Source organism: Streptomyces sp. ISL-87 (genome assembly GCF_018614095.1).
Lineage (GTDB): Bacteria > Actinomycetota > Actinomycetes > Streptomycetales > Streptomycetaceae > Streptomyces.
The window spans coordinates 127,960-137,770 of sequence record NZ_JAGGOY010000061.1; the positions used below are offsets into that span (position 1 = coordinate 127,960).

Here is a 9,811-nt window from a genome sequence, read left to right on the forward strand (position 1 = left end):
CAGGGTTCTCCTCTCCTCTTACCTGTGGCAAGCGCGTGCGTGCTCGCACGTGCGGGAACCGGGGAGGACGCGGACAGGTCACGGGCAGGCCCCGGTCTTCACCTGGTCGGCCAGGGGAGCGAGCCGGGCACGTCCAGCCAGGGCTGCCGGGGCAGCACCACATAGTTCTGCGGGGTGCGCGACAGCTGCCCCGTCCACCGCTCGCCGGAGACGGCGCACACCTTGCCGACCCCGACCTGGAGCGCGGCGGGCACGCTGGACCCCGCGAAGCTCAGCCACATCGCCTCGCGCAGGTATACGGGCAGCATCACCCCGCCCTTCGCCAGCCACTCCGGCGGAACCGTGTCCGGAAAGTCCTCCACCCTCCGCAGCGGGAACTCCCCCCAACCCCGGCGGCAGCGCGTGGGTGCCCGACTCCGGCAGGCGCAATGTCCGGATGAATCGGATCTGCACCCCCTCGCCCAGCAACAGTGCGTTCCCGTCCACCCTTACCGAATCCGCCACCACTGAAGACCCCCCTCGTGCGGCCGTGACCTGAAACCGCCGCAGAATCTCCGGCCGGACCAGATCGTTACCCTCAAGTTTTGCTCAGATCCAGTGACACCACGCCCGTCACCTTCCTAGCTTCCTCATACACGTGCCTTGCCGACCCCGTGGTTCCGCATGTGCCCCACACCCCGCGTTGCCCGCGTGATCCGCGTGTTCCGTGTTTTCCGAGGAAAGAGTCCAGCATGAAGGTTCCCCAGGCCGGTGCGGTCGCCGCAACGATCGCCCTCGTCCTCACGGCCTCCGGGTGCGGTGGAGACGAAGCCAAGGAGCCCCTCGCGATCGGCATCAAGTTCGACCAGCCTGGAATCGGTTTCCGCGAGCAGGGCGGCACGTTCTCCGGTTTCGACGTGGACGTGGCCACGTACATCGCCAAGGAGATGGGCTACAAGCCCTCGGAGATCGAGTTCAAGCAGGTCTACAGCTCCGACCGGGAACTGCTGATCCAGTACAACGAGGTCGAGTTCGTCGCGGCCAGCTACTCGATCAACGACAAGCGCAAGGAGAAGGTCGACTTCGCCGGCCCCTACTTCGTCGCACACCAGGACCTGCTGGTCCGCGCCAACGAGACCGGTATCGCCAAGGCCGAGGACCTCAACAGCAAGCGGCTGTGCTCGGTCACCGGCTCCACCTCGGCGGAGAACGTCAAGAAGAACCTCGCCCCGAAGGCGAGCGTGCTGGAGCTCGGCGGCTACTCGGAGTGCCTCATCGCCCTTCAGGACGGCCTGGTCGACGCCATGACCACCGACAACTCCATCCTGGCCGGATACGCGGCCAAGAAGGGCAACGAGGGCAAGTTCAAGCTGGTCGGGCTGAGCCTGAGCAACGAGAACTACGGCATCGGCCTCAAGAAGGGCGACAAGGAACTCCAGAAGAAGATCAACGCCGCCCTCACCAAGATGGTCTCGGACGGCTCGTGGGACGCGGCCGTGGAGAAGAACTTCGGCTCGGCCAACTACAAGAACGAGCCCGCCCCCCTGGTCACAACGGGCAGCTGACGATCGTCGAGGCGGTGGCGGGGTCCGACCAGTCGGCGTCGAACCGGGCGTTGACGACGTAGAGCCGGCCCCCGTACATCGCCGCCGTGGTGGGCTCGTCGAAGCGCGGGTCGGTGATCTGCCTGACGAACCGGGCCCGCCGCCCGTCCCCGTCGAGCGTGAACACGTCGATGGCGTAAGCCCAGTTGCGTACCACGTACAGCGTGCGGCCGAGCACCACCAGGCCGTCGCCGTTGCCCACCGCCCCGCCGTCGAGCACGGTCCGGGTGGCCCTGCCGGTGCGCGGGTCGACGCGGAACAGCGCCTGGACGTTGTCGTTCACCACCAGCAGCGCCCGGCCGTCCGGGGTCCGCTCGATGCCGTTGGCGCCCCAGTACTGGCCGCCGGGCGGGGTCGGGGCCCATTCGCCGCCGAGCGCCAGCGGCCGCGGGGCGGAGCCGGCGCCGGTCAGGTCCCGGCCGGCGGGCAGGAAGTGCAGGACGTCGTTGAAGGAGTCGGTGAACCAGGCCCCGCCGCAGCCGACGATGACGTCGTTGATGAAGGTGGCGCCGGTCGCGACCTGGTGGGCGGCCAGGACCCGGCCGTCACCGGCATGGACGACGCGGATCTGCCCGCCCGTACCGCCCGCGACGAGCAGCCGGCCGTACGTGTCGAACTTGAGGCCGGCCGACATCGCGCCCTGGCCCGGGCTGGGGCTGACGATGCGGCCCGCTCCGGTGGCGAGATCGGCGCGGTAGATCGAGCCGTCGATCAGCGAACCCGTGTAGGCCGTGCCCCTGGGCGAGATGGCGATGCCCTCGGGCTGGAAGCCGGGCGGGGTGGCGATCGCGTCGGGCCGGCCCGCGGCGGGCTGCGCCCGGGCGAGCGGGGCGAGCGGTCCGGCGAGCGCGGCGGCGCCGAGGGCGGCGGCCGCGCCGATGAATCCGCGTCGGCCCAAGGCCCTGGTCGCGCCGGTCTGTTCGGCCGGTCCGGCCGGTCCGGCCGAGCGGGTTGATCCAGTCGATCGAGTCGATCCAGTCACGGTGATGACCTTCCAACTGCCCTGAAAACACCATCGGTTGACCCGCCCACCTCAACACATCCCCCGCGTCCCGTCAGTCCCGGATCCGGACACTTCACAAGGGAATGAGGAGCTTCCACTTCGCGGCGGCGGACAACGCGGACAACAGCGGCCGTGACCCCCGCTCCAGGAGCCACGGCCGTGTGCACGATGGTGCCGGGCGTTCGAAGCCGGGCCTCAGGCCAGCGGCGCCTTGCCGCGCAGCACCTTCAGGAACTCCCGCATCCAGGCCGAGTGGTCGGGCCACGCCCTGGCCGAGACCAGCGTGCCGTCGACCACCGCCTCGGAGTCCTCGTACGCGGCACCGGCCGCCTTCATGTCCAGCTCCAGCGCCGGATAGGCGGTGACCCGGCGGCCGTCCAGCCCGCCGGCCGCCGCGGTGATCAGCGGGCCGTGGCAGATCTGCGCGACCGGCTTGTCGGAGTCGGTGAAGGCCGACAGGATCCGCCGCACCTCCGGGTCGTTGCGCAGGTACTCCGGCGCCCGGCCGCCCGGCACCACCAGTGCCGCGTAGTCCTCGGTGACGACGTCGGCGAAGGCGAGGTCGGCGGGCCAGGTGTAGCCGGGCTTCTCGGTGTAGGTGTCGAAGCCGTCCTCGAAGTCGTGCACCACGAACCGCAGTTTCTTCACCGAAGGCGCCGCGATGTGGACCTCGTACCCTTCCTCGCGCAGGCGCTGGTAGGGGTAGAGGACTTCCAGCGACTCCGCCGCGTCGCCGGTCACGATGAGGATCTTCACTGCCATGGGCTGCTCCCGGTAGGGCTGTTCATGGTCGGCTCGGCCCCCGCTGGGGCCCCCGCTACCGTGCCCGCACCCGGCGTCCGTGCCAAGAGGGCGTCACCCGCATGGCGCAGACGTCAAGGTCGCACGCCGGACACATGGTTTTTACCTGTAGGGCACATGACAATGTGAGCTTGGCTCTGCCACCAGACGCCCCGCCAACTGCCATGGCGGGGGCGGTGTATGTGAAGAGGTATCCCCCACATCATGAGAATCTTCCGCAAAACTCCATGGGCGGTCGGCATCGCCGCCGCGGCCCTGTTCCTCGTACCGGCGGCCGCCTCGGCCGGCCAGCAGCGGACGGCGACTCCCCACGCCGCCGCGGCCACCACCGTGGACGCCTACAGCGCCACCACCTCCGTGGACGACTACTACGCCGCCGCCCAGGGCAAGACCGGCGCCGAGTTGAAGACCGCGCTGCACAACATCATCAAGACCCAGTCCAAGGTGACCTACGACGGCGTGTGGAACGCGCTCAAGGTCACCGACCAGGACCCGGCGAACCCGAACAACGTCATCCTCGTCTACTCCGGCCGCTCCCAGTCGAAGTCCACCAACGGCGGTGACCCCGACGACTGGAACCGCGAGCACGTCTGGGCCAAGAGCCACGGCGACTTCGGCACCGCCACCGGTCCCGGCACCGACCTGCACCACCTGCGTCCCGAGGACGTCACGGTCAACAGCACCCGCGGCAACAAGGACTTCGACATGGGCGGCAGCCCGGTCTCCGAAGCCCCCGGCAGCTACACCGACGCCGACTCCTTCGAGCCGCGTGACGCGGTCAAGGGCGACGTGGCCCGGATGCTGCTCTACATGGCCGTGCGTTACGACGGCGGCGACGGTTTCGCGGACCTGGAGATGAACGACCAGGTCAACAACGGCAGCGCTCCCCTCTTCGGCCGGATCAGCCTGCTGAAGCAGTGGAACCAGATGGACCCGCCGGACGCCTTCGAGCAGCGCCGCAACCAGGTCATATTCGACACCTACCAGCACAACCGCAACCCGTTCATCGACCACCCGGAGTGGGTCAACTCCATCTGGTAACCACGGACGGGAGTGTCGGCGGCCTCCGGGGGTTGGATCGCGCCAGGGCGGGTATTCGCAGGTCAGAGGCTGCGGTCCGCGCCCGGCGGCGGCAGTCCACGGAGGTACGTCGTCATGGATGGAGCCGGACTCTCCGACCGCGAGCAGCGCGCCCTCTCCGCGATCGAAGCCCATCTCAAGGGTGACCGTTCGCTCGACCGGATCCTGCGCTCGGCGCACCGGCGTCACCGCACCGCGGTGGCCTGCCTGCTGGGTGCGGTGACGGTGGCGCTGCTGGTGGCGGCCTCGGTCACCGTGTCGCAGCCCCTGATCTGGGCATTCGCCGCCGCTTGGATCCTGACCGTGTGCACGGCGCTGCCGCTGATCGGCCAGTGGGCTCGTCGCCACTGGCAACTCCGCGACCGGGCGAGCCGCCCGTAGCCCGGGCGGTTCGGCCCGGGGGGCTCACTGCTCGCCGAGTACCATCCACTTTTCCGGGGTGCCCAGCGGCTCGAAGCCCACCTTGGCGTAGACCGCATGGGCGTCCGCCGTGGCCAGCAGGACGCGACGCAGGCCGTACGCCGCCAGGTGGTCGCGGGCCGCGGCGGCCAGGGCGGTGCCGAGGCCCTTGCCACGCGCGCCGGGGGCGACGTAGACATCGCAGAGCCAGGCGAAGGTGGCCCTGTCGGTGACGACGCGGGCGTAGCCGAGCTGGGCGCCCGAGGCGCTGTCGTACACGCCGAAGTTGAGGGAGCCCGCGATGGCCGCGTCCTGCTTCTCACGGCTCCGGCCGAGGGCCCAGTAGGCGTCCTCTGAAAGCCACTGGTGGATCACCTCGGCGTCGAGCCGGGCGGGGTCGGCGGAGATCTCGCAGCCGCCCGGCAACTCGCGGGTGGCGGGAAGTTCACTGTTCATGCACGCATCCAAACAGCGCGGGCATTCGCCCGACCAGTGAATATTCCTAGAGCTGGTCGGCGAGGGCCTTGAACGCGGGCCAGGGCTGTTGCGGCGCCCGGGCGTCCCAGACCTTCTGCGACAGGGCGGCCAGGGGGAGGCGGATGCCGGCCGCGACCTGGGACTGGGTCTGGGCTGCGGAGCGGTCGCACCAGACGGCGAGCCGCGCGCCCAGGATCTGGTCCCCGTACCGCGTGGGCACCGCGCTCGTCCCGCGCAGTACGAGCGGGGTCCACTGCTCGTATATTCGCCGCCCGGTCGGGTACGTGAACTGGTTCGGCTCACCGAGCACGTAGTAGAGGTACTCGTCGTTGAGGTTGACGACCTTCCGGCCCGCGCTGAGGTAGGCCAGCGGCGGCCGGGCGCCGTTCTCCTTGCCGGTCCAGTACTCGACCTGGATGTCCTTGGCGGCTGTGGCGACCCCGCCCGGGAAGAAGCCGTCGTTCCACGCCTTGAGCGCCTTGCCCGACGGCCGCACCACGGCCGCGCGGTCGTTCAGCCAGCCCGTCGCCAGGTCCTGCACCCGCCCCGAGGGCCCGTACCGCTGCCGCGCCGCGCTCGCGAGCTGCGGGAAGGAGGCCTGCGGGTCGCTGACCACCAGGGCCTGGTACTCGTCGGCGCCCAGGTGCCAGGAGCCGGCCGGGAACAGCGGCAGGTACTCGCGCAGCAGGTCGTCCACGAGCTTGGCCGCCGCCGGGTTGGATATGTCCACGGCGCCCTGCACCGCCCGGCCCTGCACGTTGCGCAGTTGCAGGCCGGGGTGGGCGCGCAGCACCGCGCCTAGGTGGCCCGGCGAGTCGATCTCGGGGACCACGGCGATGTGCAGGCGGGCGGCGAGGGCCGTGATCCGGCGCACGTCGGCCTTGGTGAGGTGCGGGGTGGACACGATCTCGGGGTGGCTGCCGGACTCGATCCGGAACGCCTGGTCGTCGGAGAAGTGCAGGCCGAGCTGGTTCAGCTTCAGGTCGGCCATCTCGCGCAGCCGGTTCTCTATCCAGTCGGGGGTGAAGTGCTTGCGCGCGATGTCGAGGTTGAGGCCGCGCTGGGGCTTGGCCGGGCCGTCGCGCACGGTTCCCTCAGGGGCGAGTCCGCCGGTCCGCACCGCCTGTTTCAGGGTGCGCGTGCCGTAGAAGACCCCGGCCTCGTCGGGTCCGGTGATGCGGACCTGCCCGTCGCGCACGGTGAGGGTGTACGACTCGGCGGGCCCGGAGTCCTTTGACCCGAGGGCGAGTTGGACGTCTCCGCGGCGTGGCGCGGCGGACTCCGCGAAGCCGATGTGGAGTTCACCGGCGAGCAGTCTGCCTTCGTCGGACAGGGCCGCGCTGTCGGCGGGCGGAACGACCACCCGGGCGTCGGCGGCGGGCTTCCACCCGGGGCCGCGGGCCGGTGTGTGCTCGCGTACGGCCGGGATGGTGCGCGGCGCGGTGGACAGCGGGTAGGACGGGGTCGGCGAGGGCGTGGGCGTGGGCGTGGCGGTCCCGGCGGGGGCGGAGGCGGACGGGCCGGTGGCGGGACCGGTCGGGGCGGACCGGGCGTCGCCCGAGCTCGCCGTACAGGCCGGTACGGCGAGGGAGATCAGCGCGGCGACGCTTGCCGTCGCGAGGACGTGGACTCTCCTGGCCTGCCTGGAATGGCTCATCACACACCCGTTCTCCCCCGTACCAACGTGGCACGGGGGACGGGGCCGCGCTACCCGGGCCGTCAGCCGTCAGTCCAGGACGGCGGGTGGCCGCCCGCGTCGAGGACGGTGACGCTGGTCGTGACCCCGCGGAGAGCCTGTTCGGCGGCGGTGCGGGCGGCGGCCACGAGGAGTTCGGCGTCCTCGGTGGTCAGCGGGGCTACGGCGGTACGGGCGGCGGCGGCGGTGCTGGTGCTGGACATGCGGGAGTTCTCCTGGGTTTTCGTACGAGGTGTCGTGGATCAGCGGTGGACGGAGAGGGCTGCGGGGGCGCCGGGGGCGCCGGCCGCGACGATCCGGCCCGGGCGGCCCGCCGTACGGCGCTCCAGGGAGCCGGAGACCACGGCGAGGACGAGGGCGGAGCCGGCGAGGGCCGCGCCGACCCAGTTCGGGGCGGTCCAGCCGAGCCCGGCGGCGATGACGAGCCCGCCCAGCCAGGCGGCGAGCGCGTTACCGAGGTTGAAGGCGCCGATGTTGACGGCGGAGGCCAGGGTGGGGGCGCCGGCGGCCTGGTCCAGGACCCGCTTCTGCAGCGGGGGCACGGTCGCGAAGCCGAGGGCCCCGATGAGCACGACGGTGACGGCGGCGCCGGCCTTGGTGTGCGCCGTGAGGGTGAAGACCGCCAGTACGACGGCCAGCGCGCCAAGGGACACGTACAGCATCGGCATCAGCGCGCGGTCCGCGAACCGGCCGCCGATGAGGTTGCCGGCGACCATGCCGAGGCCGAAGAGCACGAGCAGCCAGGTGACGGAGGTGTCGGCGAAGCCCGCGACGTTGGTCATCATCGGGGTGATGTAGGTGATCGCGGCGAAGACCCCGCCGAAGCCGAGCACCGTCATCGCCATGGCGAGCAGCACCTGGACGTTGCGGAAGGCGGCCAGCTCGTGGCGGATGCGGACGCCCTCGGGCCGCAGGGCCGGGGTGTCCCGGCCCTCGCGGGTCAGTGCGGGGACTTGCTGAGGCTCGGGCTCGCGGAGGGCGTCAGGGAGCCGGCGGGCGTGGGCCGGCCCTCGCCGGCGGACCGGGTGGAGGTGGGCGGGGCCGAGCCCGACGGAGAGACCGGCGGGGCCGCGCTCGACGGGGACAGCGACGGAGACAGCGACGGAGACAGCGACGGACCCGGCGTGGGGGTCGCCCTCGGCGTAGGTGACGATGACGGGCTCCGAGTTACCGATCCGGTCGCCGGAGCGGGCCCCGTGATCTCGGGCGGCGCGGCCGGCGGCACCGGCCGGACCGACGGCCTTTCCGGCGCCAGCACCAGGTATCCGACCACGGCCGCGGCCGCCGTGGCCAGACCGGCTAGGGGCAGGGCGAAGCGCCGCAACCGCGCGCCCGGCAGCCGCCGCAGATGCGGTCCCGGCGGATCGGCGGGCCGGAGATCGCGCACGGTGATGTCGTCGGCCCGCGCGGCCAGCGCCTGCCGCAGTACGCGTTCGACGGGGCGTTCGCCGTACGTCATATCCGACCCTCCAGGATCTGTTCCAGCGCGTCCAGCCCCCGGCTCGCGTTCGATTTGACCGAGCCCTTGCTGATCCCGAGCGTGGCTGCGATCTCCGCCTCGCTGAGGTCGGCCCAGTAGCGCAGCACCAGCACCTGGCGCCGACGTGGCGTCAGCCGGCCGAGCGCGGCGAGCACTTCGCGGTGCGCCTCGTCCAGGACGACGGACGCCTCGGCGGACGGTATGTCGGCCGCCGCGGGCGGGGTCCAGGCGCGGGCCGTCCGCCTGCGGCGCAGCACGGAGCGCGAGGTGTTCACGACGGCGGTGCGGAGGTAACCCAGTGCGTTGTCCACCTCCGTGATGTGCTCCCCGTGGCGCCGGTAGAGAGCGGTGAAGGCGTCCTGCACCACGTCCTCGGCGGTGGCCAGGTCGTCGACGAGCAGGACGGCCAGCCGGACCATGCGGAGCCGGTGCGCGTGGTAGAGCGCGCTGACGGTCGGCGGCTGCCCGGAATCGCCGTGGCCCATGGGGTGGTCGTGGCCGTAGGTGAAGGTGTACGGGTTCCCGTGCGGCTGGGGCGGGACGGGCGGCGCGGATCGCTCTCCGCGCAGCAGCCACCACCAAAAGCCCCGCCGCGTCCGGCCGGAGCCGGGCGCGAGGGGGCCTGCGGTTGACGCGAGGTGGAGCACGGGGATCCTCAGCTGACGCGGCGCCGCACGGTGTACAGGGCGCCCCCTCCGACGGCGATGAGCCCGACGGCGCCGGCCCCGAGGGCGATGGTGGTGGCGGAGGACCCAGTATGCGCGAGCTCGTCCGCGGACCCGGCACTCGGGGCGGCGCTCGGAACGGCACTCGGGGAAGCGGTCTGGCCGGCGGTCGGGACGGCACTCGGGGAGGCGCTCTGGCCCGCGGTCGGAACCGCACTCGGGGAGGCGCTCTGGCCCGCGGTCGGGACGGCGCTCGGAGAGGCACTCCGGCCCGCGGTCGGAAGGGAACTCGGGGAGGCGCTCGGAACGGCACTCGGGGAGGCACTCGGCACCGCGCTGGCCGTGGGCGTGGCCGCGGCGGCCGGCCCCTGCGCGGCGAAGGCCGGCCCGGCCAGAGCGACGGCCACCCCGGCGGCGGCAGCGGTGACGGCCGCCGCCCGGCGGACGGGCAGGTGGACGCGCTTGAGGTTCTTCACGGTGGTTCTCCACGGTCGGCTGTGGGACGCGGAATCACGCCCTTCACCCCCGCACGACGCGCGACCCGCCATGTGGTTGCCGCCTCCGCGAAAAAACTTTTCCCCGGCCCCTGATCCGCCGGACACCCCCGAGTGCCGTGGCCGGAAAGGT

Annotated in this window: 10 protein-coding genes and 3 pseudogenes; 3 read left to right on the forward strand and 10 right to left on the reverse strand. The window is 71.8% G+C overall.

The genetic code is table 11. The features are described 5' to 3' along the window. Positions 1 to 131 precede the first annotated feature (131 nt). Positions 132 to 507 (reverse strand): annotated as a pseudogene (locus J7I97_RS22485) (hypothetical protein); the annotation flags it as partial. Positions 508 to 731: 224 nt separating this feature from the next. Between J7I97_RS22485 and J7I97_RS22490 the strand changes: the two are divergent. Further along, positions 732 to 1,544: a glutamate ABC transporter substrate-binding protein gene (locus tag J7I97_RS22490; RefSeq protein WP_214937685.1), complete on the forward strand. Its 813-nt coding sequence runs from the start codon at positions 732 to 734 to the stop codon at positions 1,542 to 1,544. Here J7I97_RS22490 and J7I97_RS22495 read toward each other — a convergent pair. Together J7I97_RS22495 and J7I97_RS22500 are read right to left on the reverse strand one after the other, a co-directional pair. Further along, positions 1,528 to 2,481: an SMP-30/gluconolactonase/LRE family protein gene (locus J7I97_RS22495; protein WP_214937687.1), complete on the reverse strand. Its 954-nt coding sequence runs from the start codon at positions 2,479 to 2,481 to the stop codon at positions 1,528 to 1,530. The genes J7I97_RS22490 and J7I97_RS22495 overlap by 17 nt on opposite strands. A gap of 300 nt (positions 2,482 to 2,781) precedes the next feature. Beyond that, positions 2,782 to 3,348: a DJ-1/PfpI family protein gene (locus J7I97_RS22500; RefSeq protein WP_214937689.1), complete on the reverse strand. Its 567-nt coding sequence runs from the start codon at positions 3,346 to 3,348 to the stop codon at positions 2,782 to 2,784. Between the two features lie 243 nt (positions 3,349 to 3,591). On the opposite strand from J7I97_RS22500, the gene J7I97_RS22505 reads away from it, so the two are divergent. Next, on the forward strand, positions 3,592 to 4,428 hold the full coding sequence (locus J7I97_RS22505; RefSeq protein ID WP_214937691.1) for an endonuclease I family protein: 837 nt from the start codon (positions 3,592 to 3,594) through the stop codon (positions 4,426 to 4,428). Positions 4,429 to 4,542: 114 nt separating this feature from the next. Next, on the forward strand, positions 4,543 to 4,848 hold the full coding sequence (locus J7I97_RS22510) for a DUF3040 domain-containing protein (RefSeq protein WP_214937693.1): 306 nt from the start codon (positions 4,543 to 4,545) through the stop codon (positions 4,846 to 4,848). A gap of 24 nt (positions 4,849 to 4,872) precedes the next feature. Here J7I97_RS22510 and J7I97_RS22515 read toward each other — a convergent pair whose 3' ends face one another. The 7 genes and pseudogenes from J7I97_RS22515 to J7I97_RS22545 all read right to left on the reverse strand — a co-directional run bounded on the left by J7I97_RS22515 (position 4,873) and on the right by J7I97_RS22545 (position 9,660). Further along, positions 4,873 to 5,322, reverse strand: a complete 450-nt coding sequence (locus J7I97_RS22515) for a GNAT family N-acetyltransferase (RefSeq protein ID WP_214937695.1) — start codon at positions 5,320 to 5,322, stop codon at positions 4,873 to 4,875. Between the two features lie 46 nt (positions 5,323 to 5,368). After that, positions 5,369 to 7,000, reverse strand: coding sequence for a glycoside hydrolase family 20 protein (locus J7I97_RS22520; protein WP_214937696.1), 1,632 nt, complete (start codon positions 6,998 to 7,000; stop codon positions 5,369 to 5,371). Between the two features lie 86 nt (positions 7,001 to 7,086). Then, positions 7,087 to 7,242: pseudogene (locus J7I97_RS22525) on the reverse strand (heme-binding protein); the annotation flags it as partial. A gap of 39 nt (positions 7,243 to 7,281) precedes the next feature. Then, positions 7,282 to 7,950: pseudogene (locus tag J7I97_RS22530) on the reverse strand (MFS transporter); the annotation flags it as partial. A gap of 29 nt (positions 7,951 to 7,979) precedes the next feature. Continuing rightward, positions 7,980 to 8,498 carry a hypothetical protein gene (locus J7I97_RS22535; protein WP_214937698.1) on the reverse strand — a complete coding sequence of 173 codons (519 nt, stop codon included), beginning with the start codon at positions 8,496 to 8,498 and terminating at the stop codon, positions 7,980 to 7,982. Continuing rightward, positions 8,495 to 9,166 (reverse strand): SigE family RNA polymerase sigma factor, encoded by a 672-nt coding sequence (locus tag J7I97_RS22540; protein WP_308363574.1) that lies wholly within the window; start codon positions 9,164 to 9,166, stop codon positions 8,495 to 8,497. Before J7I97_RS22540 ends, J7I97_RS22535 begins: the two co-directional genes overlap by 4 nt. 8 nt (positions 9,167 to 9,174) lie before the next feature. Then, positions 9,175 to 9,660 (reverse strand): LAETG motif-containing sortase-dependent surface protein, encoded by a 486-nt coding sequence (locus J7I97_RS22545; RefSeq protein ID WP_214937700.1) that lies wholly within the window; start codon positions 9,658 to 9,660, stop codon positions 9,175 to 9,177. Between the last annotated feature and the right edge of the window lie 151 nt (positions 9,661 to 9,811).